The sequence below is a fragment of the Micromonospora lutea genome, assembly GCF_016863535.1.
Taxonomy (GTDB): domain Bacteria; phylum Actinomycetota; class Actinomycetes; order Mycobacteriales; family Micromonosporaceae; genus Micromonospora; species Micromonospora lutea.
In genome coordinates this window covers 97686-123251 of the sequence record NZ_BOPB01000014.1, presented here as the reverse complement: position 1 = coordinate 123251, position 25566 = coordinate 97686, and the positions used below count along the sequence as shown (strand labels likewise).

21 protein-coding genes and 1 riboswitch are annotated in these 25566 nt (G+C 71.3%); of the genes, 9 read left to right on the top strand and 12 right to left on the bottom strand.

Annotation, left to right across the window (positions count from 1 at the left end; genetic code table 11):
- The first annotated feature begins 2 nt into the window (after nt 1–2).
- From yaaA to Vlu01_RS15660, 3 genes are all read left to right on the top strand, one after another.
- Nucleotides 3–797, top strand: coding sequence for a peroxide stress protein YaaA (gene yaaA, locus Vlu01_RS15670; protein WP_203999667.1), 795 nt, complete (start codon nt 3–5; stop codon nt 795–797).
- 99 nt (nt 798–896) lie between these two features.
- On the top strand, nt 897–1613 hold the full coding sequence (locus Vlu01_RS15665; RefSeq protein ID WP_373307399.1) for a hypothetical protein: 717 nt from the start codon (nt 897–899) through the stop codon (nt 1611–1613).
- A gap of 13 nt (nt 1614–1626) precedes the next feature.
- Nucleotides 1627–2658 carry a TAXI family TRAP transporter solute-binding subunit gene (locus Vlu01_RS15660; RefSeq protein ID WP_203999665.1) on the top strand — a complete coding sequence of 344 codons (1032 nt, stop codon included), beginning with the start codon at nt 1627–1629 and terminating at the stop codon, nt 2656–2658.
- Between the two features lie 7 nt (nt 2659–2665).
- Here the strand turns inward: Vlu01_RS15660 and Vlu01_RS15655 are convergent, their stop codons facing one another.
- The 6 genes from Vlu01_RS15655 to Vlu01_RS15630 form a co-directional block, all read right to left on the bottom strand.
- Complete coding sequence (locus Vlu01_RS15655) at nt 2666–4060, bottom strand: sensor histidine kinase (protein ID WP_203999663.1); 1395 nt, start codon at nt 4058–4060, stop codon at nt 2666–2668.
- Nucleotides 4061–4069: 9 nt separating this feature from the next.
- Complete coding sequence (locus Vlu01_RS15650) at nt 4070–4726, bottom strand: response regulator transcription factor (protein WP_203999661.1); 657 nt, start codon at nt 4724–4726, stop codon at nt 4070–4072.
- Nucleotides 4727–4829: 103 nt separating this feature from the next.
- Entirely contained in the window at nt 4830–5177 is a 348-nt protein-coding gene (locus Vlu01_RS15645) for a hypothetical protein (protein WP_239095919.1), read from the bottom strand.
- A gap of 99 nt (nt 5178–5276) precedes the next feature.
- Entirely contained in the window at nt 5277–7034 is a 1758-nt protein-coding gene (locus Vlu01_RS15640; RefSeq protein WP_203999659.1) for a CDP-glycerol glycerophosphotransferase family protein, read from the bottom strand.
- Nucleotides 7035–7229: 195 nt separating this feature from the next.
- Nucleotides 7230–9665: a DUF6077 domain-containing protein gene (locus tag Vlu01_RS15635; protein ID WP_203999657.1), complete on the bottom strand. Its 2436-nt coding sequence runs from the start codon at nt 9663–9665 to the stop codon at nt 7230–7232.
- 230 nt (nt 9666–9895) lie between these two features.
- Nucleotides 9896–10495, bottom strand: a complete 600-nt coding sequence (locus Vlu01_RS15630; RefSeq protein ID WP_204000043.1) for a TetR/AcrR family transcriptional regulator — start codon at nt 10493–10495, stop codon at nt 9896–9898.
- Between the two features lie 219 nt (nt 10496–10714).
- Here Vlu01_RS15630 and Vlu01_RS15625 point away from each other — a divergent pair, with 219 nt between their 5' ends.
- From Vlu01_RS15625 to Vlu01_RS15610, 4 genes are all read left to right on the top strand, one after another.
- Nucleotides 10715–11611, top strand: coding sequence for an ABC transporter permease (locus Vlu01_RS15625; RefSeq protein ID WP_203999655.1), 897 nt, complete (start codon nt 10715–10717; stop codon nt 11609–11611).
- Between the two features lie 7 nt (nt 11612–11618).
- Entirely contained in the window at nt 11619–12419 is an 801-nt protein-coding gene (locus Vlu01_RS15620; RefSeq protein WP_204000040.1) for an ABC transporter ATP-binding protein, read from the top strand.
- Nucleotides 12420–12567: 148 nt separating this feature from the next.
- Nucleotides 12568–14073 (top strand): bifunctional cytidylyltransferase/SDR family oxidoreductase, encoded by a 1506-nt coding sequence (locus Vlu01_RS15615; protein ID WP_203999652.1) that lies wholly within the window; start codon nt 12568–12570, stop codon nt 14071–14073.
- Between the two features lie 38 nt (nt 14074–14111).
- Nucleotides 14112–15809: a CDP-glycerol glycerophosphotransferase family protein gene (locus Vlu01_RS15610; RefSeq protein WP_203999649.1), complete on the top strand. Its 1698-nt coding sequence runs from the start codon at nt 14112–14114 to the stop codon at nt 15807–15809.
- A gap of 97 nt (nt 15810–15906) precedes the next feature.
- On the opposite strand, the gene Vlu01_RS15605 is transcribed toward Vlu01_RS15610, so the two are convergent.
- The 5 genes from Vlu01_RS15605 to Vlu01_RS15585 all read right to left on the bottom strand — a co-directional run bounded on the left by Vlu01_RS15605 (nt 15907) and on the right by Vlu01_RS15585 (nt 21462).
- Nucleotides 15907–16716 carry a class I SAM-dependent methyltransferase gene (locus Vlu01_RS15605; protein ID WP_203999646.1) on the bottom strand — a complete coding sequence of 270 codons (810 nt, stop codon included), beginning with the start codon at nt 16714–16716 and terminating at the stop codon, nt 15907–15909.
- Between the two features lie 406 nt (nt 16717–17122).
- Complete coding sequence (locus tag Vlu01_RS15600) at nt 17123–18004, bottom strand: C39 family peptidase (RefSeq protein WP_203999644.1); 882 nt, start codon at nt 18002–18004, stop codon at nt 17123–17125.
- A 223-nt stretch (nt 18005–18227) separates the two neighbouring features.
- A riboswitch (cyclic di-AMP (ydaO/yuaA leader) is annotated at nt 18228–18368 on the bottom strand.
- A 277-nt stretch (nt 18369–18645) separates the two neighbouring features.
- A complete protein-coding gene (locus Vlu01_RS15595; protein ID WP_203999641.1) occupies nt 18646–19404 on the bottom strand; it encodes a hypothetical protein in 759 nt (252 codons plus the stop codon).
- A gap of 155 nt (nt 19405–19559) precedes the next feature.
- A complete protein-coding gene (locus Vlu01_RS15590) occupies nt 19560–20051 on the bottom strand; it encodes a hypothetical protein (protein WP_203999638.1) in 492 nt (163 codons plus the stop codon).
- 109 nt (nt 20052–20160) lie between these two features.
- The gene (locus Vlu01_RS15585; RefSeq protein WP_203999635.1) at nt 20161–21462 is read right to left on the bottom strand and encodes an acyltransferase family protein; all 1302 of its coding nucleotides are present in this window, start codon (nt 21460–21462) and stop codon (nt 20161–20163) included.
- A gap of 244 nt (nt 21463–21706) precedes the next feature.
- Here Vlu01_RS15585 and Vlu01_RS15580 point away from each other — a divergent pair, with 244 nt between their 5' ends.
- Nucleotides 21707–23029 carry a polysaccharide pyruvyl transferase family protein gene (locus Vlu01_RS15580; protein WP_203999633.1) on the top strand — a complete coding sequence of 441 codons (1323 nt, stop codon included), beginning with the start codon at nt 21707–21709 and terminating at the stop codon, nt 23027–23029.
- 303 nt (nt 23030–23332) lie between these two features.
- Complete coding sequence (locus Vlu01_RS15575) at nt 23333–23968, top strand: alpha-ketoglutarate-dependent dioxygenase AlkB (protein WP_203999631.1); 636 nt, start codon at nt 23333–23335, stop codon at nt 23966–23968.
- Between the two features lie 49 nt (nt 23969–24017).
- Here the strand turns inward: Vlu01_RS15575 and Vlu01_RS15570 are convergent, their stop codons facing one another.
- Nucleotides 24018–25403 (bottom strand): RICIN domain-containing protein, encoded by a 1386-nt coding sequence (locus Vlu01_RS15570; protein ID WP_203999629.1) that lies wholly within the window; start codon nt 25401–25403, stop codon nt 24018–24020.
- Nucleotides 25404–25566 lie beyond the last annotated feature (163 nt).

The window sequence follows — 25566 nt, the reverse complement described above, 5'->3', positions numbered from 1 at the left end:
CCATGCTCATCCTGCTGCCGCCCTCGGAGGGCAAGGCCGAGGCGGGCTCGGGCCGCCGACTGGATCTGGACCGACTGTCCCTGCCGGGCCTGAACCCGGTGCGGGAGGAGGTGCTGTCGGCACTGCTCGCCCTCAGCGCCGGGCCGCCGGAAACGGCGCTGACCGCGCTCGGTCTCGGTTCCGGCCAGCACGGCGAGTTGCGGCGCAACGCCCGGCTGCGGCAGGCCGCCACCGCGCCCGCCAGCCGGATCTACACCGGCGTGCTCTACGAGGCCCTCGACCTGGCCAGCCTCCCGACGGCGGCACGGCGGGCGGCCAGCCGGCAGGTGCTGGTCAGCTCCGGCCTGTGGGGAGCGGTCCGGCTGACCGACCGGATTCCGCCGTACCGCTGTCCGATCGGGGCCCGGCTGCCCGGCATCGGCGCCCTGCCGGCGCTGTGGCGTCAGGAACTGGGGGCCGCGCTGACCGAGGCAGCCGGCCGCGGCCCGGTGCTGGACCTGCGTTCCGGGGCGTACGCCGCGGTCTGGACGCCGCGCGGCGAGTTGGCCGAGCGCACGGTGACCGTGCGGGTGCTGCACGAACGGGAGGTCGACGGCGTGCCGGTGCGTTCCGTGGTCAGCCACTTCAACAAGGCCACGAAGGGTCGGTTGGTCCGGGATCTGCTGCTCGCTGGTGCCCGGCCGCGTACCGCTGACGCACTGGTCACGACGCTGCGGGACCTGAAGTACACCGTGTGCGAGGAGGACACCGGCCCCGGCCGGCCACGCCAGGTCGACGTGATCGTTTCGGAGTTGTAGCCAGACGCAAGATTTCCTCAAGGCTGGGCCGGATCGGTACCACCGATCGGTGTCGGCGGTCACCGTAAAGGGGACCCGACGCGACGAGGAGGCCCTCCGGTGACTGCCGAACCGATCCTGCTCGACCGGTCCCGTCCATCACCGGCCCCGCCGGCGTCCCGCACCGCGCCGTCGCTCCGGCCGCCGTCGCCACCGCCGCTGGACTGGACGACCCTGGCCGACGCGTTCGAGACGGCCTGTCTGCTGCGCTGCATGCCGCCGCCGGCCGCCCACGGGCATCGGCCGGTCGGGCAGCAGCCCGTCCGGCCGTCGACGATCGAGTTCAACCGGGAGGAGGCGGCGCGGCGGACCCGGCAACTGCTCGATCGCCTCGACATCCCGGTCCAGCACGAGGTGACCGTCGGTGGGCTGCGCCGCCGGTACGAGCTGCACCGGCTGCACGTCGGGCTGGAGCACCGGTCGACGTACGCGGCGATCGTGGAGAACGGCTGGCGGCGCGGCCGGCGGGAACTGCTCGGCGGACCGGTGCCGGGTGCCTCGACAGCGCGGCGGCTGTGGCGCACCCGGCTGGCCGCCGCCGCCTGGCGGGCCGCGCTGCTGGCCGGTGGTCGCCACGTCCGGCGGCACATCCTCGGCGTGCGGATCACCGACCGGGAACTCGGCGCGGTGCTGGTGCGCGGTGCCGCGCTGCTCGACGTTCCGGCGCTGCTGCGTCCGAACGCCGGCTGCTTCCTGGTCAGCGTGGCCCACGGCCCGCACCGGGACCGGATCCTGCGGTACGCGGCGGAGGAGGCGGTGCCGCACCCGGTGGCCTGACCGGCGGCCGACCATGGCCGCACCGCGCTCCGCCACACCCTGGGGTTGCGCCCAAGGGGTCCGGCGGCGCACAGTGCTGCCCGTGAGCCGTACCCGGTATCTCGCCCGAGCGCGATGGCGCGGCGCCCGCGTGGCGTTGGCGCTGACCGTGCTGCTGGCCCTGCCCGGCCTCGGCGGCTGTCGGGACGATCCGGACGAGCCGGTGGTCATCCGCATCGCCACCGGCAGCCCCACCGCTGTCTACTACGCCTTCGGCGCGTCGCTGGCGGCCATCCTCAACCGCGAGCTGCCCGAGGTGCGGGCGGAGGTGCTGGTCACCGCGGCCTCCGCGGAGAACGTGCAACTGCTCAACGCCGGGCAGGCCGAACTCGGCTTCACCCAGGCCGATGTGCTGCGGCTCGACCCGGGTCCGGATCCGCCGGTGGTCGCGGTCGCCCGGGTCTACGACGACCTGCTGCACCTGGTCACCACCGCGAACAGCCCGGTGCGGAGCCTGAACGACCTGCGCGGGCGGCGGGTCTCGGTCGGCGCACCCGGCTCCGGGACGAAAATCACGGTGGACCGGCTGCTCCACGTGGCCGGCCTGGGTGACGCACAGGTTCGCCAGGAGCAGCTCGGCCTGGACGATTCGGTGGCCGCGCTGCGCGACGGGCGGATCGACGCCTTCTTCTTCTCGGGTGGGCTGCCGGTACGCGCGGTCGCCCAGTTCGCCCAGGACACCCCCGCCCGCATCGTCGACCTCGGCGAGTGGGCCACGCCGCTGCGCCGCGGCAACCCCGAGGTGTACGTGCCACGGGACATCCCCCGCTCGGTGTACGGCGTCGACCCGGTCACCACCGTGGCCAACCCGAACTACCTGGTGGTGCGGGCCAGCCTGCCGGAGTCGCTGGTCCGTCAGGTGACCCGGCTGCTGATGGAGCGCCGCTCCGAACTGGCCGCCGCGCACCCGGCGGCCGGTCGGATGAGCCCCCGCTCGGCCATCGCCACCTCCCCGCTGCCCCTGCACCCGGGCGCCGTCGACTACTACCGCGCCAGCAAGCCCTGACGGCTGGTCAGTCGGACCGCTGCGCGGAGGTCTCGGTCGGCTGCGGGAACCACAGGGTGGCGACCAGGCCACGAGGCGAGTTCGGCTGCATGGCGAGCCGGCCGTCGGAGGCGTCGACAAGCACCGCGGCGATGGTCAGGCCCAGTCCGGCCCCGTCGACGTTCTGCACCTCCGGCGCCCGCCAGAACCGTTCGGTGGCCCGGCCGAGCTGGCTGCTGGTCATCCCCGGGCCGGTGTCGCGTACCTCCAGGGTCGTCCCGCCGTCGCGGGCCGCGACGGTCACCGTCACCTCGCCGCCCGCGCCGCTGAACTTCACCGCATTGTCGATCAGCGCATCCAACGCCTGGTCGATGGCGGTCGGCACGGTACGGGCGTACACCGGCCCCGGATCGGCGGCCAGACGTAGCGTGACCGACCGGTGGCGGGCCAGGGGGTCCCAGGCCGCCACCCGGGACACGGCCGCGGCTGTCGCGTCGACGGTGACCCGCTGGTTCTCGTGGCGTTCCGCGCGGGCGAGGGTGAGCAACGCGTCGAGGAGCAGCGCGAGCCGGTCGGTCTCCTCCAACGCCAGCTGGTGCTCGGCCCGCCCCTGCTCGTCGCTGACGCTCGGCCCCAGTTCCTCCACCCGGAGCCGCAGCGCGGTCAACGGGTTGCGGAGCTGGTGGCTGGCGTGCGCGACGAACGCGCGCTGCCGGTCCATCACGTCGGAGACCACATCCGCCATGTGGTTGAAGCTCTTCGCCAGGCGACGCAGCTCCGGCGGCCCCAGCCGGTGTTGCACGCGGGCGCCACGGTCGCCCTCGGCGATCTCGTGGGTGACCGCGTCCAGCTCGGTGACCGGGCGCAGCACCCACCCGGCCAGTCCGAACGCGGTGAGCACACAGGCCAGCACGGCGAGCAGACCCAGGGCGGCGACCAGCGTCCACCAGGTGGCGACGGTCCGCCGGACCCCGTCGGTGGGGGTGGCGGTGACCACCGCACCGAGGACCTCACCGCCGTCGTTGATCGGCACCGCCACCACGATCGGCCGGTCCACCCACGGCCAGACCGAGTCCGGTCCGCTGGTCTGCTGCCCGGACAGCGCGACGTCCAGCGCCTCTCGGGTGCCCGGGGCCGCCTGCCAGCTCGCCGAGGTCACCACCTCCCGCCGATCCCGGTCCACCACCGCCGCGCCGATGCCGTACAGCTCGTCGTAGCTGCCCAGCTCGTGGTCGAGTGGGCCGGGTGTGCCGTCGCGCAACGCCGGCCCGGCCAGCGACGCGAAGCGGGTGGCGTCAGCGAGCCGGTCCGCCCGTACCCGGTCGGTCTCCCGGGTGGTCAGGGTCACCGCCAACGGCGTGCCCAGCGCCACCACCACCAGCACCATCAGCAGCAGATAGCTGATCACCAGCCGCCGTCGCACCCGGGCTCCTCACTCGTCCCGGAGCCGGTATCCGACGCCGCGGACGGTCTCCACCAGGCGCGGGTCGCCGAGTTTGCCGCGCAGCGAACCGACGTGCACCTCGACCGTGTGGCGATCGGTGAACGTGGTGCCCCAGGCGTCGAGCAGGATCCGGTCACGGGGCACCGCGACGCCGGGTTGCCGGGCCAGGGAAAGCAGGACGTCGAACTCCTTGCGGGTCAGCGACACCGGCCGACCGGCCACGGCGACGGTACGGGCCGCCACGTCGATGTACACCGGGCCGACCTCGATCAGGTTGCGCTCCGGCGCGGCGTGCGAGGCCCGGCGCAGCACCGCCTCGATGCGGGCCTGGAGTTCCACCATCGAGAAGGGCTTCACCACGTAGTCGTCCGCGCCGAGTCGCAGGCCGAGCACCCGGTCGCGCTCCTCGCCACGGGCGGTCACGGCGATGATGCCGAGCTGACTGCTGCGCCGCCGCAACTGTCGGCACAGGTCGGTGCCGTCTCCGTCGGGCAGCGTGAGGTCGAGCAGGACCAGGTCACAGGGGGCGGCGGAGAGCGCGGCGGCGACGGTGGCGGCGTGCTCCACCTCGTATCCGCGTCGGGTCAGGGCCGACAACAGCGCGCCGGCCACCCGTCGGTCGTCCTCGACCAGCAGGATGCGCACCCGGCCTCCCCCGTTCGGTCTGCAAACCCGCACCAGTGCGTTGACCAGATGGTGGCAGACGACCGGACGGAGGGACAGGCCCGGGGGGCGGTGGTTCGGGACCTCAGAGCCCGAAGGTCTCCTCGGCGGTGCCGTCCCGCACCCCGTCCACGAACCCCTTGAACCCGGGGTCGTCGTGGCTGGCCGGCACGGTGGTGACGACCTCACCGGTGGCCTCGGTGACCGCGTCGATCAGCGGCGCGAAGTCGATCTCGGCATCGGCGAGGGTGTCGTCGTCGGCCTCCGCCAGGTTGATCACGTGTTGCACGTCCTCGGACGGCGTGTCCGGGTCGTCGGCCCAGTCCGCACCGGCGCGATAGCACTCGTCGTAGAGCGCGCGCTGGCTGTCGGTCCAGTCCTCGTGGTAGCTCTCCATGCCCATCCCCTCGCCGGCGGCCTGCCCTTCGAGCATGCCCGCCGGAGCGGCGGACCGGGTCCGGTACCGAGACAAAACCGTTTCGACGGCGAGCGCCCGGGACGAGGCTGTCGTCCCGGGCGCGTGCCGCGTCGGTCAGCGGCAGAGCCGGCCGATCTCCTCGGCGAACCGGTCCATCGGGTTGGCGTCGGCCGGGCCGAGCAGGTAGGTCTTCAGCTCCCGGCGGGCTTCGGTCATCGGGTCGTCGCCGGCCCGGGTCACCGCCACGATCTTCTCCAGTTCCCCGCAGTCGGCGGCCAGCAGGTACGCCGCCCGCGAGGTCGGGAAGGAACGACGGAACTCGTCCTCGGGCAGCCCGGCGGGGTTGGCCACCACGTACGGCCGCTGGCTCTGCACGAAGTCGGACACCACGCTGGACACGTCGCTGACCAGCAGGTCGGTCTGGTTGAAGCAGTCGAACAGCGCGGGCACCCGCCCGGTGACGACCCGGTGCCCCGGTCCGTCCAGGCTGCTCGCGTCGACGTCGCCGCCGGCCGCACGGATCCTCGCCACGATCCGCTCGTGCACCGCCTTGGCCTGCTTCGAGCGGGTGCCGGTCAACGGGTGCGGCTTGTAGACCACGCGCACCGCCGGCTGGACGGCCAGCAGCCCGGCGATGATCCGGTCACCCATCAGCACCAGCGAGGTGTGGTACGGGTCGTCGTCGAGCCAGCCCTCCCAGGTCGGCGCGTAGAGCACGGTGAAGGGCCGCTTGACCGACTCCGAGCCGAAGGTGTGCACGCCGGCCAGTTGCGGGCGGCCGATCTCCACGATGTCGGCGTCGAGCACGCCCACCCCGGCGCGGGCGTACCGCTCCCGACCGGCCAGCCCGGCGACCCACACCTCGTCGTAGACCTTGCTGTACGGGTTGACGCTGGCCGCCTTGTCGCTGTCGCCGTGGCCGACGAAGACGTGCTTCATGCCGGGCTCGCGCAGCATGTGGATGTTCGGGCCGACGTTCGCCGCGTACAGGGTGGTCCGGATGCTGCTCTTGTCGAGGTTCATGAAGTCCGGTGCGGCCGGTACGCAGACCACCGGCAGCCGGGTGTCGGCCAGTTCGGTGAACGCCTCTTTGCTGCGCATCAGCACCACCGCAGGCCGACCGAGCGCCTCGATCGGCGCCAGCCACATGTTGGCCTGGTAGACGTCCTTGGCCGGACCGGCAAAGTAGAGCGCCACCTCCGGGCGGTCGCGATCGAGCCACCGTTGCACGGCGGGCAGCTGCGGGCTCTGCCCCGCGCCCCGTCCGCGCAGCCAGGTCACCGCGACCGTACCGCCGATCAGCGCGGCCAGCCCGACGGCCACCGCCCCGGCCAGGTAGATCGGCGCCACCTCGCCGGCCACGGCCGTGACGACCGCACCCGGAATCAGCAGCACGTTGACCCAGGGCAACCGGTCGCCGACGAAACGGGTGGCCCACTGCGGCGGGCGGGGCGCCGCGGACAGCGGCCCCAGGTCGATGTTGCGCACCAGGGCCGAGATGGGGTTACGCCGGTCGATCATCCGGTTGAACGCGCCGGCGAAGACCGCGATCACCCACACGGCGGCCGGCAGCAGGAGCAGCAGCGTCAACTCGCTGTCGATCAGCGGCACCTCGGCGGCCACCAGCAGCACGACCGACAGGTCCCGACCCAGTTGGCGGTAGACCCGGTTGATGCCGACCTTCTGGAGCAGGGTCATGGTGGCCGGCGACCACCGCTCGATGGCGAACTCCCCCAGGACCGCCGCCAGGCCGGCCACCGCGAAGAGACCGACCCAGCCGAGCGCGGCGGCGGCCAGCAGGATCAGGTAGGACGCCACCAGCAGGGCGCCACGCGCGGCGACCCCGACGCGTGCAGTCAACGTGCCGAACAACGAGAACGCTCCCTAAAGAGATCGATGACCGGCTGGATACGCCTCGACGGCCGCCAGCGTAGCTGCGACCTTAACGCGAATCGCCTCCGGGACAACGCTCGGGTATCCGGCATCTTTCCCCCAAACCACCAGCCGCCGGGACGGGACGAGCGCCCCGGGCCGGGCGAAACCGGCCGTGCCGACGTTCCGCCCTGGTCAGTCGCGACGCAGGCAGGTGACGGCACCGGGCTGGTCGGGTACGGGCGGGGGCCGCTCGGCGAACTCGGTGTAACCCAACCGTTGGGCTGTCCGACGAGCGAAGCGGTTTCCGCTGTACACACAGATCGTTCCCACGTCCAGCCGCTCCAACGCCCCGGCCACCTGCTCGCGGGTCGGCCGCCCTTCGGCCGCGCCGCTGTTGGCGAACCGGGTCAGCAGCAGCCGATCCTGGGCGAACTGGGATTCCAGGTCGTACTCCACCAGATAGAAGTCGCGGGGCAGGACCACCCGCACCCGGGTGGTCACCATCGGCATGGCGCGCATGGTGGTCGCCGGCGCGAGCAACAGTCCGTCCGGACGGTCGAGACTGGTGATCCACTGCGCGATGCCCAGCCGCTGCTCCGGGATCTTCCAGGCGGGCTCGGTGTGCACCTGCACCCAGCTGCGCTCGGACCACATCGGGGTGGCGTAGATGGCGAACGAGGCCACCATCGCCCCGGCGAGCACCACCCCGACCAGCGCTCGCACGCTGCGCAGCCGGGTCGGCAACCAGACGGTGCACAGCAGGCCGATCAGCGCCGGCAGCGCGAGCAGCCACGGCACCCGCCACAGCACCACCGAGATGCCGGTGACCGCACCGAGCCACTCCAGGACCCCCGGCAGCAGCAGCACACTGAGCGTGAAAGCACCGCCGGCCGCGAGCAGGGCCGGGGTGCGGCGGCGGGCCAGCAACGGGCCGCACCACAGGGCCAGGCCACCGATCACGCCCACGATGCCGACCTCGAACGTGCGCCGGTAGGTCTGCTGGGCGTCCCAGACGTTGACATCCGCTGCGGCCTCGCTGGCGGATCCGACGAGCAACTGGGCGACGGCGACCACCCCGACCGGGTACGCGAGGGCGGCGACGCCCGCCACCAGCGCCGACTTCCACCGCCCCACCAGCAGCATCATCAGGGCGGCCCCGCCGACCAGCAGTGGCAGGATGATCGCGGCGGTGGTGGTCAGCCCGATCGCGGTGATCGACAGCGCGACGATCAGCACCAGGGCACGCCGGGAGCGGTCGTCGAACCAGCGGGTCAGGTAGAGCCACATCAGCGGGACGACCGCGGAGACGAACATCCCCTTGCCCTGGTAGAGCCGGGGCAGGTGGAAGGTGCCCAGGGCGGCGTCCGGCCCACAGACCAGGGCGAGGAACGCCACGGCCACGGTGAAGGCGAGCACCGGACGCCGGGGTGCCCAGCGCTGCACCAACCGCCACAGCGCCAGCACGGCGAGCACGGCCATGATCGGCAACAGCACGTACCAGGTCGCCGAGGCCGCCGGCAGGGAGAGGAACCGGGCGAGCGCACCAGCGAACACCTCGATGCTGGCGACCGGGGGCTGCGAGGCCATCGGCGGCAGCACATTCTCGCTGAACAGGAAGTCGTTGAGCGGTACGACGTCCCGTTCCGCCACCCACACCGACCGTCCCACGTAGTAGATGTCGTCGGGGGTGTTGCGGGCGAGGTAGAGCGAGGCCACCGCGGCCACCCCGGCGATCAGCAGCGCGTACGCCGACTGCCAGGCACCCGGCGACGGTGCCGCCGGGGTGCTCGGCGGGGTGACCCGCCACATCCGCCAGGTGAGCAGCACCGCCCCCACGGCCGCCACCGCACCGGCGGAGGCCGGCAGCCACCAGGACAGGCCGGCCCCGGCCGGGGTGCCCGCCACCCCTGCGGTGATCGCCGCACCGGTGCCGATCAGCAGGACCAGCGCGGTCAGCCAGCGCTGCGCCACCGACATTCGTCCGGCGCGGGCCGCCGGTGCGCTGTCGCCGGCTGCCGCCGACGCGTCCGGGTCGCGCTGCGCGGCGTCCGATGTCCGGGCCGCATCGGCGCCGCTCGCCGGAGCATCGCCCCGCTGCGCCGTCGCGACGTCGGCGTCCGGCTGGTCCGCCGCCGCGTCGACAGGTGCCGTGCCGGCGGTGTCGGTCGCCGTGCCGGCGGTGTCCCGGTCCGGTCTGCCGTCGTCAGCCGCGGTGCCGCTGCCGTCGATGTCCCGGCCCGGCGTGCCGTCGTCAGCCGCGGTGTCGTCGACGGTGTCGGTCGCTGGAGAGCTGAGGACGCTCGGCCGGGCGGCGCGACGGTGTCGACGCCAGCGCAGGGCGAGTCGGGCCGCCACGGCCAGCAGGGCCAGTGCCGGGCCGGTCACCAGCCAGATCCGCAGCGTCAGCGACGGAGCGAGATCCAACGGCAACGCGAGGTGGTAGAGCAACGTCCAGAGCGCGAACGCGAGTACCGCACCGTCGGTCAGGACGGCGGGTATCGCGGCGAAGCCGGTCCGGACCCGGCCCGCCACCGCTCGTGCCCGGCTGGGGCGGGCGGGCGCGGGGACGGTCGGCTCGTCGGCCGGCGCCGGCTCGGGGGCGGCGACGGCGACGGTCTGGTCGGTCATCGACACGGGCGTCCTTGTCGTCGTACGGGCTGGATACGGCGGGACTGCGCAGCGGCGACTCTCACTCCGGCACAGCCGTCGAGCCCACGCACTTCTCATGCGCGGCGGCGCCCTGCGGCACGATCCACACCGAGAGTAGTAGTCGTCCCGGGGTCGCCGAGTCGAGCCGACGCGCGGTGCGGCGACCGGCCGGGGCCGGTCCGATCAGCCGTACCCACGGCGACCGGTGTTCAACCAGGGCCCGGCACTGACCGCTGTCGGGGCACCGTGTCCTGGGCACCGAGCGCCAGCGCCACCGACTCGACCAGGGTTTCCAGGTAGCTGTCGGAGATCGAGGTGCGGGCGATCGCGATCCGCCAGTACAGCGGCCCGACGATCAGGTCGACCGCCGCGTCGGGGTCGGTGTCGGCGGGAAGTTCGCCGCGCCGCACCGCCCGAGCGATCAACTCGCCGGCGACCTCCTGCTGCCGAGCCCGCAGCACCCGTTGGAGGGTTTCGTCGATGGTCGGGTTACGGGCCGCCTCGGCCAGCAGATCGGGGATGATCTGCGAGGCCAACGGGTGGCCCAGCGCGTGCGCCACCACCTGGAACAGCAGTGACAGGTCACCACGCAGGCTGCCGGTGTCCAGCGCGGGCAGCCGACCGCCCGCGGCGGCGGCCACCACCTCCAGCACGAGGTCGAGCTTGGAGTTCCACCGACGGTAGACCGCGGTCTTGCTGACCCCGGCCCGGCGGGCCACCGCCTCGATGGAGAGCCGGCCGTAACCGACCGCGGCGAGTTCCTGCATGAGGGCACGACGGATGGCCGTGGTGATCTCACCACGGAGCACCGCCGCCCCGGCTGGTGTGCGCCTCTTCTCGGCCGTCACCTGGGACTCTTCTCGACTGTCACGGGGAACAGCGTAGCGCAACGACGGTACGGTTGCGTCCCGACGTAATTCGGACTACTGTCCAGCCAGCGACCGGGGGCGGCGCTCCCGCACTGGCCACGCTAGATTCTCTCGTCGCGACACATAACGCCGGCACGACAGATCGGAGCGCCCATCCCCATGGCCAACCTGCTGGCCGACCCCGACTCCGGCCTGACCCCAGCCCAGCTGGCTGCCCGACACGGGCTGCGGGTGGCCGGCGAGCGGCCCTCGATCGGCCGCTACAGCGGCCAACTGTGGCGCTACCGGCACTTCATCTCCGCGTACGCCCACGCCAAGCTGACCGCGTCGTTCAGCAACGCCCGGCTCGGGCAGCTGTGGCAGGTGCTCACCCCGCTGACCAACGCGGCGGTCTACTACCTGATCTTCGGCCTGGTGCTCGAACAGAGCCGCGGCATCCCCAACTTCATCGCCTACCTGACCACCGGGCTGTTCATCTTCAACTTCACCCAGGTCAGCGTGCAGCAGGGCACCCAGGCAATCAGCGGCAACCTCGGGCTGATCCGCGCCCTGCACTTCCCCCGGGCCTGCCTGCCGCTGGCCATCACCGCCACCCAGTTCCAGCAACTGGTCGGCTCGCTCGTGGTGCTGCTGGCGATCGTGGTGGTCAGCGGTGAGCCGATCACCCTGATGTGGCTGATGCTGGTGCCGGCGGTGCTGCTCCAGACGGTCTTCAACGCCGGGCTGACCATGGCGGTGGCCCGACTGGGTGCGAAGGCCACCGACCTCAAGCAGGTCATGCCCTTCGTGCTGCGGGCCTGGATGTACGGCTCCGGGGTGCTCTACAGCGTCCACCTCTTCGCCGAGAACCTGCCGAGCTGGGCGACCGCTGTGGTGCAGTACAACCCGATGCTGATCTACATCGAGCTGGCCCGCATGTCGCTGCTGGAGGACACTCACCTGCTCAACGACTCGCTGCCGCTGACCTGGCTGATCGCGCTCGGCTGGGCGGCCCTCGCAGGGGTGGGCGGCTACCTTTACTTCTGGCGCGGCGAACAGGAGTACGGCCGTGGTTGACCTGGAAATGTCCAATGATGTGACGGTGACCCTCCCCCGGATCCAGGAGCGGATCCCCACCGTGGTGGTCGACGACGCACACGTCGTCTACCGGGTGCACAAGGGCGCCGCCGGCAACAGCAGCCCGGTGGCCGCCTTCAAGCGGATGGTCACCCGCACCTCCGCGCCGAACGTGCGGGTGGTGAACGCGGTCCGTGGGGTCACCTTCACCGCGTACCGGGGCGAGGCCATCGGACTGATCGGCACCAACGGCTCCGGTAAGTCGACCCTGCTGCGGGCCATCGCCGGGCTGCTGCCGGTGGAGCGGGGCGCGGTCTACACCCAGGGGCAGCCCTCGCTGCTGGGGGTGAACGCCGCCCTGCTCAACGACCTACCGGGTGAGCGCAACGTCACGCTCGGCTGTCTGGCCATGGGCATGTCACCGGCCGAGGTACGCCGCAAGCTCCCGGAGATCATCGAATTCTCCGGCATCAACCAGCGGGGTGACTTCGCCTCGCTGCCGATGCGCACCTACTCCTCCGGCATGTCGGCCCGACTGCGCTTCTCCATCGCCGCGGCGAAGCAGCACGACGTGCTGCTGATCGACGAGGCCCTCGCCACCGGGGACAAGGCGTTCCGCAAGCGCAGTGAGCAGCGGGTGCGGGAGTTGCGGGAGAGTGCCGGCACGGTGTTCCTGGTCAGCCACCAGCTCTCCTCCGTACGCGACACCTGCGAACGGACCATCTGGCTGGAGTCCGGTGAAATCCGGATGGACGGGCCGACTGCCGAGGTATTGGCGGCTTACGAGGCATTTACGAACGGCAAGTAGAGTTGGGCGAACGTGCGGCGTCCCGGGCCGCGTTGTCCCGTTGGGGCGGCGCGGCCCGCGCAGTATCGTTCACTCCGTCGCCGTGTCGGCGGAACCTTCCCTTCACGTACTCACCACAGTCATGCACCCCCGAGAGCGAGGACCCGCAATGACGCAGGACCAGACCACCGATCCGGGCACTACGCCGGCGGAGCGAGCGCCGTGGCGACCCTCACGGACGGTGGCGGTGGTGCTGGCCGGTGGCACCGGCACCCGGCTGGGCCTGGGCATTCCCAAGCAGCTGCTCAAGATCGCCGGCAAGCCGATCATCGAGCACACGCTGGCCGTCTTCGAGGCCGCGCCCGAGATCGACGAGATCATCGTGCTGATGGCGACCGGGCACGTCGCCGAAGCGCAGAAGATCGTGGACAAGGCCGGCTTCCGCAAGGTCACCAAGGTGATCGAGGGTGGTGACACCCGCAACGCCACCACCCGCGTCGCCCTGGACGCGGTCGGCGAGGGCGACTGCAACATCCTCTTCCACGACGCGGTGCGCCCGCTGCTCAGCGGTCGTATCGTCCGCGAGTGCGTGAACGCCCTGTGGACCTACGCCGCCGTCGACGTGGCCATCCCCTCGGCCGACACGATCGTGCAGGTCGACGAGAACGACTGCATCACCGACATCCCCGTGCGGGCCACGCTGCGCCGGGGTCAGACCCCGCAGGCGTTCCGCTCCGGCACCATCCGCGAGGCGTACCGCCGGGCCGAGGGTGACCCCAACTTCGCCGCCACCGACGACTGTGGGGTGGTGCTGCGCTACCTCCCCGAAACCCCGATCAAGGTGATCGACGGCTCGGACGAGAACATCAAGGTCACCCACCCGGTCGACGTGCACCTGGCCGACAAGCTGTTCCAGTTGGCCGCCGCCAAGGTGCCCCGGCTGACCGACCACCGCGCCTACAGCGAGGAGGTCTCCGGCCGCACGATCGTCGTCTTCGGCGGAAGCTACGGCATCGGTCACGACCTGACGGAACTGGCCCGCAGCTACGGCGCCCAGGTCTTCCCGTTCAGCCGCTCCAGCACCGGCACCCACGTGGAACGCCCGGAGGACGTCGAGGCCGCGTTGCGGACCGCCTTCGAGGCCACCGGCCGCATCGACCACGTCGTGGTCACCGCCGGGATCCTGGAGAAGGGCGCGCTGGCCGAGATGGACCAGGAAACCATCGACCGGGTGTTGCAGGTCAACTTCGTCGGGCCGGTCACCGTCGCCCGGCAGGCCCTGCCCTACCTGCAGCAGACCAAGGGCCAGCTACTGCTCTACACCTCCAGCTCGTACACCCGCGGGCGGGCCGACTACGCGCTCTACTCGGCCACCAAGGCCGCCCTGGTCAATCTCACCCAGGCGCTCGCGGACGAGTGGGCGGAGTCCGGCGTACGCGTCAACATCATCAACCCGGAGCGGACCGCCACCCCGATGCGGACGAAAGCCTTCGGCGCGGAACCCGAGCACACGCTGCTCGCCGCCGAGACTGTCGCCCAGTCGTCGCTGGACGTGCTGATCTCGGACCTCACCGGCCAGGTGATCGACGTCCGGCGGCCACCGGGTGAGGCACCGGTCGCCGTCGCCGTACCCACCCAGACCGACCGATCTGCCAGCGCCGCTCCGGTCGGCTGAGACGTCCCACCGACACGACCCGCGAAAGCGACACCGAGATGCGTGGTGAGCTGGTCCACAAGTTGACCGCCCGGGGCCTGACCACCGGGGGCGCGGTCCTGGCGTTCCTGGTGGTCGCCCTTACCGGCGCGACCACCTGGGGGCTCTGCCTGGCCGTGGCCGCGCTTGCCGCCACCGTCTGGGAACGCCGGGTGCGACCGGGCGCCGACAACATCGCGGAGACCACCCTCATCGCGGCCGGGGTGCTGATCGGCTACGCCCGGCAACTCGACACCGGCTTCGACCCGGCCCTGGCCCTCACCGCCCTGGTGCTGCTGGGCCTGGTCCTGGTCACCGGCCCGCTACGCCAGGCCGGAGACTTGGAGATCCGCGCCGCCAACCTGCCGGTACGCACCTGGGTGCCGCAGGTCACGACGCTTCTCGGCGACGCTGTGGCCGTACTGCTCGCTCTGCTGGCGCTGGCCGCCCTGGCGGGCCTGCCGGCGGCACTGGCCCTGGCGGCGACGCTGGTGGTCGGCGTGGCCGGCGGAACGGCCGCCCTCGACCTGGCCCGGCGGCGGTTCCGGCCCTCCCCCACCGGATCGGCCGTGGCCCGGGCACTGCGCCGACTCCAGCCCGAGTTCGTCCTGCACTTCTCCGCCCCGCCCGGCTCCGAGTACCAGGTCACCATGTGGCTGCCGTACCTGGAACGGATCGGTCGACCCTTCGTGGTGATGGTGCGGGAGCCAGGGTTCCTGGCCCCCGTCGCGGCGGCCACCTCCGCTCCGGTGGTCTACTGCGCCACCACGCGGAGCATGGACGAGGTGCTGGTGCCGAGCCTGCGGGTGGCGTTCTACGTCAACCACGGTGCGAAGAACAGTCACTGCATCAGGTTCACGCAGCTCACCCACGTGCAGTTGCATCACGGCGACAGCGACAAGGCGCCCAGCGCCAACCCCGTCTCGGCGATCTTCGACCGGATCTTCGTCGCCGGTGACGCGGCCATCGAGCGGTACGCCCGGGCCGGGATCCACATCCCCGCCGAGAAGTTCGTGGTGGTCGGCCGCCCCCAGGTCGAGGCGATCGAGGTACGCCCGCGGCCGGCACTGGGCCTGGCCAACCCGACGGTGCTCTACACCCCCACCTGGACCGGGCACAACGCCGACGCCGACTACTGCTCGCTGCCGGTGGCGGAGACGCTGCTGCGGCGGCTGCTGGACCGGGGCGCCACGGTCATCCTGCGAGCCCACCCCTACACCGCGCAGAACCCGGCCTCGGCGCGGCAACTGGCTCGGCTGCACGACCTGCTCGCCGCCGACCGCGCCCGCACCGGCCGGGCGCACCTCTACGGTGCCCCGGCGAGCCGGCTCACCCTGACCGACTCGGTCAACCGTGCCGACGCGTTGGTCTCCGACGTTTCCGGCGTGGTCTCCGACTGGCTCTACTCGGGCAAGCCCTACGCGGTGACCGACATGGGCACCGACGGGGACCGCTTCGTCGAGCGGTTCCCGCTGGCCGCCGCCGGCTACGTGCTGCGTCGGGACATGGCCAACCTGGACGACGTGCTGACCCGGCTGCTCGACACCGATCCGCTCGCCGAGGCCCGTTGGGCCACCCGCCGTCGCTACCTGGGCGACTTCCCCACCGCCTCGTACGCCGAGGGGTTCCTGGCCGCCGCCCGGCGGGAACTGGATCCGGCCTGGAACGCACCGACGCCACGGGCCGCGGCCGACGCACCCCTGACCCGGACCACCTGAGGTCGTCAGGGCACGGCGATCCCGCGGTGATCCGCCTTGACGATGGCGAAGGTGTAGCCGGCCGGGGCATGCCATCGGTGGCTGATGCTCAGAGCCGTCAGTCGAGGCGTACCGCGATCTGAAGGGTGTTCAGGTAGTGCTTGCGTACCGTCGCGGTCGGGCGTGCGGCGATCATCTCCCGGATCCCGTCGAACAGCGTCCGCCGCTGCCAGGGCGCGGCGGCGATGTGATTGGAGTACGTGGAGAGCAGGTTCAGGTACTCCTCGGTCGTGTAGTCGCGGCTCCAGACGTAACGGTGCACGGTCGGGCGGGCGAAAAACCCACAGCCCGCCATCGCCACCACGTCGGGGGCCGCGATCGTCTCGGGCGGCTTCGGCCCGCCCTGCCCGTCGCCCAGGCCGACCTCGTCGTAGATCCGCTCGACCTGCCGGAAGAAGTCGTCGCCGTCGGGTGGCGAGACGTGCTCGGTGGCGACGATCGCCAGGTGCCCGCCGGGGCGCAGCAGTTCGGCGGCCCGGCGGTAGGCGACAGCCGGATCCAGCCAGTGCCACGACGTCGCGGCGAAGACGACGTCGAACGGCGCCAGGTCGCCCGGCTCCCACCGTTCGAAGGGTGACACCACGACGCGGACGTCACCACGGCCGGCGAGTACGCGACGCGCCACAGTGGCCAGTTCCCGTCCCGGCTCCAGGCTGACCACCTGCCAGCCGCGCGCCAGCAGGCCACGGGTGGCCTGGCCGGTGCCGGTGCCGATCTCCAGCACGCTGGCCGGCCCGCTCGTCAGGCCGGTCGTCGCGGCCAGGTCGGCGAACAACCGCTCCGGATAGCCCGGTCGGGCCTGCTCGTACAGCTCCGCGGCCGTGTCGAACGTCGTGGCCAGCCCCGCGTACGGTTCCCGGTCCCCCATGATGTCCCCTCGCACACGTGTCAGACGTCGCGCTCGATGTCACAGGTGATCGTCGCACCACCCGACCCGCCACCCCACTCACCACACCCACCCATACCCACTCGCCGCCCACGCTTGGCCGCTCCCACCATCACGCCAGACCGCCACCCATCGCCCCAGCCCTCACCGATCCCTCCGCATCCGGCCGATTCTCCTAGATCTTGGACAGTTTCCGTTCGGTGCGAACGGAAACTGTCCAAGATCTCGCGTCTCGTCTGCTCATGCCGGGCGGCGGGCGGGACGCTGGTGTGGTGGGGCGGCGCGTCCAGGCTGTGCAGTGGGGTGAAGAGCGCACGCCTGACGTACCCGACACGGAAGCCCTCGGCCTGCTGGCCGAGGGCTTCCGTTCGCCGTGGGACCGGCGTGATCAGGCCGAGTAGCCGCGGGTGGCGGCCCAGTTGGCGAGGTCGATGGTGCTGAGCCAGTACGAGGGGTACGAGGCGTCGGCCGAGTCGGCGATCTTCACCATTCGGCCGGAGTCCTTGTAGCCGACCACGGCGACGTAGTGTCCGCCGGGGAAGGAGTGCCAGCGTCCGTTGGTGTCAGTGGCGCTGCCGGCGACGTTCACCACGACACCTCGGCCGTCGCTGACGGCGGTGACGACATCCGCCTGGAGCTGGTCCATCTGAGCCGGGGTGGCCGCACCGCCACGGATCATCGTGGTCTCGTACGGGTCGCCCTTGACGACGGCGTTGAGGACGCGGGTGGTGTCCTCGGCCGAGTTGGTGCCGGCGAACGTGGTGCCGAGCTGGCTGGCCAGGGCGTCCTGGCTGCGGGCCAGGCCGGCGGCGCTGAGCGCGTTGCGTACCGCGGCGGGACCGCAGTAGTAGCCGTTGATCTGGGCCTGGTGGTCGTACGCGAGAATCTTCGACGCCGGTGGCTTCGGTGCCGCCTTCTTGACGGTCTGGTCCGGGTCCGGGGCGGCCGAGCTGGGCTTCGGTGACGGCGACGGCGACGGGGTGGTGCGGGCCGGTGCGGCACTGCTCGGTGCCGCGCTGCTCGGCGCGGCGGTCGACGGCGCTACCTCGATCCGGTCCTGGCTCGGCGTCACCGTGGGTTCACCGAGCAGCTCCACGGCGGCGGTCGTGGTCTGCGTGGGGGCCGGGGTGTTCCCGGTGCCGGCGAGAGCGACGCCGGTGCCGGTGGCCAGCACGAGCGCGGCGGCGGAGCCGGCGACGATCTGGTACGGACGTTCGGTGGTCAGCCGGCGGAGCCGGCGAGAGAGGGTGTGCTTCACGGATTCCTCCACGGACTGAGGGGAGAACGGCACACCGCTCTGGCGGCCAGGCCGGCGTCAGGACGCCGACGACCGCCCGGGGTGAGCGGGACAGACCGTTCAGGGGTACGCCCGGAAACCCGGGCGGTGGCGGTGACCGGGGTCAGCTCGCAGCGGCAGGACCGGCGAGCACGGGCACCGCGATGCCGTGGAGGCGGGGAGAAGGGGGGATCATGTCGAACCGCACGAGGGTTGGAACTCCTTCCATCACCGCCGACCGGGTTAGCTGACGGATTCGGGCGGGAAGACGCCCTACCGCGGGCCGAGGCTCGCGGATTCACCCCAGTGGTGCAGTGGGTCCCCGGTTCGTGAGTTCACGATTGAGCGGGTCGGTACGGCGTCGCCTCTTGCGATCGGTTACCGCACCGGACGCGCTGACACTACTGGCCGGTCAACTTAAAACCAACCCGACCTGACCTGCGTAAACATGATCCAGTGAAGCAATTTTCGGGTGTCGGGGAACTGGCGTCGCTCAATGGGACCGACGGAATTCCCGTCGCCTTCGGGTCACAACCGGACGGTCGTCCACAATGCCGGCGGGGTTTGCTGCGGCAATCGGCTCAACTACGAAGAGTGACCGAATTTTCGACGGATGTGAGCCAGCTCACGGAATTTCAGCCCAGTCGAGCCGGCCGCCAGCGCACCACCGGCCCGGGTCGCCCGACGGCAACCCGGCCGGGAGCGGGCAGCCGGTCCGGTCGGAGGCGCTCGGCGGCCGCGTACGCCTCGGCAGAGAGGGCGCGGGCCGCCTCGGTGGCCAATTCCGCGGCCCGCCACAGGTCACGCTCCCGGGCGGCGGCCGACCGGTAGGCAGCCAGGCGGTTGTCGCGTACCACCCGGGCGAGGACCACCTCCTGCTCGGCCGGATGGCGGCGGGGATCCCAGCCGGACCGGCCCGCCAGCACGTCGCTGAGCTGCCGGGCGGTCAGGTCACCACGCCAGTGCGCCGCCATCGCGGCACGGCGCAGCCAGCGCTCCCGGGCCGCGTACTCGGCCGGGGTGCGGCCAGTGCGCGGGGTCGGTAGTCCGGCGACGCCGGCCAGCCGACGGGCGGCGGACTCCGCCTCGTCGTACGCGGCCCAGACCCGGTCGAGATCCGTCTGGGCGGTCCGCCACGCGGCCCGCCGTCGCTCGGCGTTCTGCGCCGCGCCGGCTGCTGCGACCGCCACCTCCCCGGCGTACCGGCGCAGGTCGGCCTCCTCGTTCGCGGCGCGGGCCGCATCCTGGTCGGCGGGTTTCTCCACCGGCCCGGTCGGCTCGGGGCGCGCGACCAGCACGGTGAGTACGCCCAGGGCGAGCACCAGCAGGACCGACCAGATGGCGGCGGCGCGCGGCACCTCGATCAGGAACTGGTACAGAACGGTCTTCTCCATGTCGGCACCTCGGGGAGATCGGTACGACGCCGGTGTCGTACCGGCAGCGGATCGTCATGGCGAGCCTCGACGCCGCAGCGAGCGGCGGCGGGTTGGCAGGGTGCTCGGCGCGGATGCGGCGCCAAGCGTGCGGACGCGACGGAAGGTCGCCCGGGTCAGGCGTGCGGTGGGGCGCGGGCGACCCGGACGTCCGAGATCCCGGCGGACGGCCCCGGAGTGACATCTGCGGCGACGCTGCCCAGCGCCGCCAACCCGGACCGGGCGGCGGAGGTGACCGGCTGCGCTGCGGACGCCCCGCCCGGGTCGGCGGCGGGGTCACCGGCGTCGCGCACGGTCGGCGTCGCGGAACCAACCAGGTCGGGGCCGGCCGCGTCGACGGAGGCGGCCAGGTCGAGGCCGGTGCCCTGGCCGAGGAGGGCGGCCAGGTCGGAGGAACCGGCCGGCTTCCAGTCAGCGGTTGCCGGTGGCGAGGCAGCCTGGACCAGCGAGGTCGGTGCCGCAGCGGCGAGCCGATCGGCCGGGCCCGCCTCGCCGGGCAGGGCCCAGGCGCCGAGGGTGAAGGCGGCAGCGACCACGAGCCCGGTCAGCAGCCGCGCGGCCCAGCGCGCCAACCACCACAGGGGACGGGTGGGCGCGACGGCAAGCACATCGTCACGCTACCGCCACGACCGCCGGGACGCACCAGTCATCGGGCGTGTCGTGCTGCCCGGCGCGTCGCCACAAATGCCGATAACCGCAGGTCAGGACACCCTTGGTTCACTGTCCTGGTTGGATGGACCGGTTCGGCTCCGCGACCTCGTCGGAATCCGTGCCACCACCCGGGGTCCGTTGACGGGGCAGCCCGCCGGCGGCAGTTTTCCCGGATTCATCCGCACGCGTCACGCCGCCCGGCTCGGCCGACTGCGCCGCGCCGGCCGACACCTCCGATCGCGACGGTCTCGACGGTCTCGACGGTCTCGATGGGGCCAGGAGACGCATCATCGGCTGTTCCACGTACCGGCGCAACAGAGCGGCCAGCCCCAGCGTGAGCAGCAAGAACCCGATCACTGCGAGCGGGCCCCACCAACCGGGCAGACCTGTCCCCCAGTCACCGGTCAACCGCAGGATCGTCATGATCACAAAGACGTGCACCAGGTAGAAGGCGAACGAGACCTCGCCGAGCCAGACCATCGCGCGGGAACGCAGCGGCGAGCGCCGCCCGTGCACGTCCGCGTCGGCCGCCGCGGTGATCACCAGGACGTACGCCGCCGACAACAGCGCCGCCCAGAGCTCGGCCCGGATCCACTGGGAGGCCGCCACCCAGGTCACCACGAAGATGACGCTGGCCAGCGGCAGCCGTGGCCCCCGCCAGTGGCCGCGCAGCATGAGCTCGGCCGCGGCCACACCCATCCAGAACTCCAGCGAGCGGACCAGCGGGAAGACCTGGGCGAACCACCACCGATCCTGCTCCGGCACCAGCACCTGCCCGGGCCAGAGCGCCAGGATCAGCAGCGGTACCGCGACCACCACGGCCCACAGCATCCACGGCCGGGCCCGCCGCACCGCCGGCAGCACCAGCGGCAGACACAGGTAGAAGAACATCTCGCAGGAGAGCGACCAACTGACGTTGTTGATGCTGTAGAAGTGGCCGGGCCGGGGATCCCAGGCCTGCACCAGGAAGAGGTTCTCCAGCGCGGCCACCGGATTGATCGGGTCGGCGAACCAGAGCATCGCCAGCATGGCCAGCGCCCACAGCACCACGTGGTTGGGGTAGATCTTGGCGAACCGGCGTCGCCAGAACCGGCGTCGGGAGGCACCGGGACGCGCGGACCAGACCAGCACGAAGCCGCTGAGGATGAAGAAGAACTGCACCCCGGACAGGCCCAGAGTGAAGATCTCGCCCACCACCGCCTGCGGGCCGGGGTCGGCGACGATGCGCATGGTGCCGGCGTGGAAACCGAAGACCAGCATCGCGGCGACCCACCGCAGGCCGGTCAGCGACGGCAGGAGACTGGCCTGCCCCCGGCCGGCCCCAGGGGTAGGCCGCTCGACGGCGGTGGCGGTGGTGGTGCTGGTCATCCGGGCACTTTATCGATTGGCCCGTTTCCACCTGGAACGCGATGGGTGTCACACCCGAACGGCCGCCCGGAAGGGGTCTTCACGGCACTTCACCCTGAACCAGGTCAGATCTCTCGGAACCACCACCATGTGTCAGCCGTCGGCCTCGTGGCCTACTATTCCCAGACCCGTGCGGGATCCCCACCCCGGTACCTGGCCGGCTGGCGGGCGTGGGCTGACGTACCGATGAGAGGCAGAGCCAGCGATGCACCAGCGGATCCTGATGCGAGCCCGCAAGGAGCCCTTCGAGGTCAACTCCCCGGAGGAGACGTTCGAGCGCAACCTGATCGGTGACAACGTCGGCAACCTCGTGTTCAGTCACGCCGCGCACAAGCTGCTGGGCGCACGGGGCGTCGAGATCACCTCCAACCGGTTCGTGGTCAACCCGCGCGCCGCAGACCGGATCAACGAGCAGTACGACGTCTTCGTCGTACCACTGGCCAACGCGTTCCGACGCAGCTACGCACACCGGGTCGACGCGATGACCAATCTCATCGAGCGGTTGAAGATCCCCGTGGTGGTGCTCGGCGTCGGGGTGCAGACCAACGTCGACGGCGACCGGGAATACCTGCGGCCGATCGACGAGGCGGTCACCCGCTTCTGCCGCGCCGTACTCGACCGCTCGCACAGCATCGGGGTACGCGGCGAAATCACCGCGAGCTACCTGCGTACGCTCGGGTTCTCCGCCGTCGACGAGATCGGTTGCCCGTCGATGTTCCTGCACGGCGACACCCTGCCGGTGGAGAAGCGCAAGCCCTCGCTCGGGACGGACGACCGGATCGCGTTGACCGTCTCGCCGTACGTGAAGTCGATGGCGAAGATCATCCAGTCGCACCAGCAGCGTTACCCCAACCTGCGCTACCTCCCCCAGGACCTCAAGACCCTGGGCACGCTGCTCTACGGCGACGCACCGGAGGAGCGGGGCAAGACCAGTCCGATCCCGCTGCACACCTCGCATCCGCTGTTCACCGAGGACAAGGTGCGGATGTTCGTCGATCCGTGGACGTGGATCGACTACCTCACCGGCTTCGACTTCAACTTCGGTACCCGCATCCACGGCACCATCGTCTCGTTGCTGGCCGGCACCCCCGGCTTTCTCTTCGCCCACGACTCCCGCACCCTGGAACTGGCCCGGTACTTCGACATCCCGCACCGGGTCATGCGGGACGTGCCGAAGGACATCGACGCCGCCCAGTTGTATGACGAGGCCGACTACTCCGGCATGATCAACGGGCACAAGGCCCGGTTCGAGACCATGATTGGCTTCCTCGCCAAGCACAACCTGGCCAATGCCTTCGCCGACGGGGACAGCCCGGCGGCGTTCGACGCCCAGGTCCGCGCGACGACGTTCCCGCCGGCCGTGCGGCCGACGCTGGCGACCGCGCCGGAGGTGCTGCTGCAACGGATCCAGTGGCTCTACGACCGGGAGGTCGAACTCCGCGAGCAGCTCCAGCAGCGCCCCGACCGGTTCCGGACCAGGATCAAGAAGGCCGTGCCCGCACCGGTACGCCGCATCCTCAACCGGTGAGCCGCGTGCTGCACCATTGATCTGATCCGGGCCGGCTGTTCGATTACTGAACCGTCGCCTGTCACGTCAGGTTTCAGGTCCGTCCACCCGGGTGGCGGGGCACGCCGGGCGGCGCTCTCCGCCCGTGCCTGGGCCGCGGTGGACGGGCGTGGACGGGAGCGGGGTGGTCGACGCGGTGCTGGCGGCGCTACGACACGTCGCCGCGGAGCGCACCCCGGTGCAGTGACAGGCCCCGCGCGGCCCGGTCGGTGTTGCCGGCGAGGCGATAGAACAGGTGTGCTAACACCCTGTTAGCCTGGGGCCATGTCGCAGCTCACGTATCAGCCGTCGATGCTGGAGGTCACCGACGCGGCGCCCACGCTCGGCCCGCTGGTCGGGCAGCCGCGCCGGCACATGCTGAGCCGGGGCGCCTGGGTCGACCACCTGCCCGGCTGGGTGCACGGCTCCGACCAGGTGCTCGACGTGCTGCTGCGCGAGGTGCCGTGGCAGGCCGAACGCCGCACCATGTACGACGCCGAGGTCGACGTGCCCCGACTGCTCAGTTGGTACGGCGCCGGCCGACCGCTACCGCATCCGATACTGGCCGCCGCTCGCACGGCGCTGACCCGCCACTACGCCGACGAACTGGGCGAACCCTTCGTCACCGCCGGCATGTGCCTCTACCGCGACGGCCGGGACAGCGTCGCCTGGCACGGCGACACCCAGGGCCGCTCCGCCCACACCGACACCATGGTCGCCATCGTCTCCTTCGGCTCACCCCGTCAGCTACTGCTGCGGCCACGCGGTGGCGGGGCCAGCCTGCGTTTTCCGCTGGGCCACGGTGACCTGGTGGTGATGGGCGGCTCCTGCCAGCGCACCTGGGAACACGCGGTCCCCAAGACCGCCCGCGCCGTCGGCCCCCGGGTCAGCGTCCAGTTCCGCCCAGCCGGCGTCGCCTGAGCACACGCGTCGGAGTCCCCGGCCTCGACCGGGGACTCCGACCATCGACTCAGAACTGGGCGAAGAACCGCCAGACCTCGCCCTTGGTCCAGGTCCTGGCGCCACTGTCGCCGCCGCCGTCAACCGGACCAGGGGTGTGGCCACCGTCGAACGCGCCCCACTGCACCGGATAGCCGGCGCGGCATCCCGAGTAGACGGTGGTGACATGCGTTCGGCTGCCGGCAGCCGGCTCCGGCGGGTTCTGCGGCGTGCAGCCGTTGTTGCGGACGAACCGGTCGCGCAGCGACCGTCCGCTGGTGATGTTGTCCGAGATGCCGTGGATGCCGAAGTACGCGACCGGCTGCGTACCGCCGCTGCATCCGCTGAGCTCCCGGGGAGCACCGTAGACCGCGACCGCCCGGAAGACGTTCGCGCGGGCGCAGGCGAGCGCATAGCTCATGGCCCCGCCGTAGCTGAACCCGAGAGCGAAGCGCTGTGCCGTGTTCACGCAGAGGTCGCTCTCGATCCGACGGATCATGTCGTCGACGAAGGTGACATCCTCGCCACCGGAATTGGCCCAACCGTTGCCGATCCCCTGGGGCGCGACCAGGATGGCGCTGTTGTTCGACTGTTCCTGCTGGCCGTAGTAGGCCCAGGCGGCTCCGTCGGCTCCGCCGTAGGCGACATCGCCGGCGGTGCCCCCCAACCAGTGGAACGCGAACATCAACCGGTAGCGGGTGTTGTTGTTGTAGTTGGCCGGCAACCGCAGGATGAACTGCCGGCTCTTGCCGTTGCTCTGGATCGTGTGCGAACCGTTGCCCAGCGTCGGCGTCCGCCCGCACCCCGCCCCCGGCTCACCGGTCGGTGGCGGCGACGTGGGGCCGCCTCCTCCGTCGACCCGGGCCAGTTGCCACTGCTGATTGGCGCCGTTCCAGTCGGCGTACTGCACGACGTTCGCACCATCAGCGGTCGACGCGCCCTGCACCTCCACGACCTTACTGCTGTGCCGGCTGATCAACCGAACATGACCACCATCCGAGTCAGCCAACCGGAACTGCTGATTCGCACCATTGTGATCAGACCACTGCACGACCGCCGCACCATCAGCCGTCGACGCGTTCGACACATCCAGCACCTTGCCCGAATGCCGAGACCTCAACCGGTAAAAACCACCACCGGAATCCACAAACTGCCACTGCTGATTCGCACCATCGTTACGCGTCCACTGACTGATCCGCCCACCATCATTGGTCGCCAGACCGTACACATCCAACGCCTTACCACTGTTGCGATTGACCAACACATACCAAGCGTTGGTGTCCACCGTCGCCGCCGCTGCGGGTGCCGCGTTGACCGCGACGAGGCTGCCGGCCACCAGGGCCGCCGCACCGACCGCCGCCACGACCGACCGCCGTCGACGTCTGGGAGGAGAGGCGGGACGAACCTCACCATTCATTGATCCACTCCTTCGACTAGGACCACACGCGATCGGGAAGGACGCGCGTTGTCGCAGGCACCGACGTTGTGGATGGTGGTGTCGACACGTCGGGCCATCAGCGAGCAAGGCTCAACGTATCGTCGTAATACGTCATACGTCAATGACGGTTGTCGATGGAATG

Bases quoted from the DNA above. Each gene is read 5' to 3' on its own strand.
- yaaA (WP_203999667.1), top strand. From the start codon at position 3: ATGCTCATCCTGCTGCCGCCCTCGGAGGGCAAGGCCGAGGCGGGCTCG.
- Vlu01_RS15660 (WP_203999665.1), top strand. From the start codon at position 1,627: ATGGCCGCACCGCGCTCCGCCACACCCTGGGGTTGCGCCCAAGGGGTC.
- Vlu01_RS15645 (WP_239095919.1), bottom strand. From the start codon at position 5,177: ATGCTCGAAGGGCAGGCCGCCGGCGAGGGGATGGGCATGGAGAGCTAC.
- Vlu01_RS15635 (WP_203999657.1), bottom strand. From the start codon at position 9,665: ATGACCGACCAGACCGTCGCCGTCGCCGCCCCCGAGCCGGCGCCGGCC.
- Vlu01_RS15625 (WP_203999655.1), top strand. From the start codon at position 10,715: ATGGCCAACCTGCTGGCCGACCCCGACTCCGGCCTGACCCCAGCCCAG.
- Vlu01_RS15620 (WP_204000040.1), top strand. From the start codon at position 11,619: ATGTCCAATGATGTGACGGTGACCCTCCCCCGGATCCAGGAGCGGATC.
- Vlu01_RS15615 (WP_203999652.1), top strand. From the start codon at position 12,568: ATGACGCAGGACCAGACCACCGATCCGGGCACTACGCCGGCGGAGCGA.
- Vlu01_RS15610 (WP_203999649.1), top strand. From the start codon at position 14,112: ATGCGTGGTGAGCTGGTCCACAAGTTGACCGCCCGGGGCCTGACCACC.
- Vlu01_RS15605 (WP_203999646.1), bottom strand. From the start codon at position 16,716: ATGGGGGACCGGGAACCGTACGCGGGGCTGGCCACGACGTTCGACACG.
- Vlu01_RS15595 (WP_203999641.1), bottom strand. From the start codon at position 19,404: ATGGAGAAGACCGTTCTGTACCAGTTCCTGATCGAGGTGCCGCGCGCC.
- Vlu01_RS15585 (WP_203999635.1), bottom strand. From the start codon at position 21,462: ATGACCAGCACCACCACCGCCACCGCCGTCGAGCGGCCTACCCCTGGG.
- Vlu01_RS15580 (WP_203999633.1), top strand. From the start codon at position 21,707: ATGCACCAGCGGATCCTGATGCGAGCCCGCAAGGAGCCCTTCGAGGTC.
- Vlu01_RS15575 (WP_203999631.1), top strand. From the start codon at position 23,333: ATGTCGCAGCTCACGTATCAGCCGTCGATGCTGGAGGTCACCGACGCG.
- Vlu01_RS15570 (WP_203999629.1), bottom strand. From the start codon at position 25,403: ATGAATGGTGAGGTTCGTCCCGCCTCTCCTCCCAGACGTCGACGGCGG.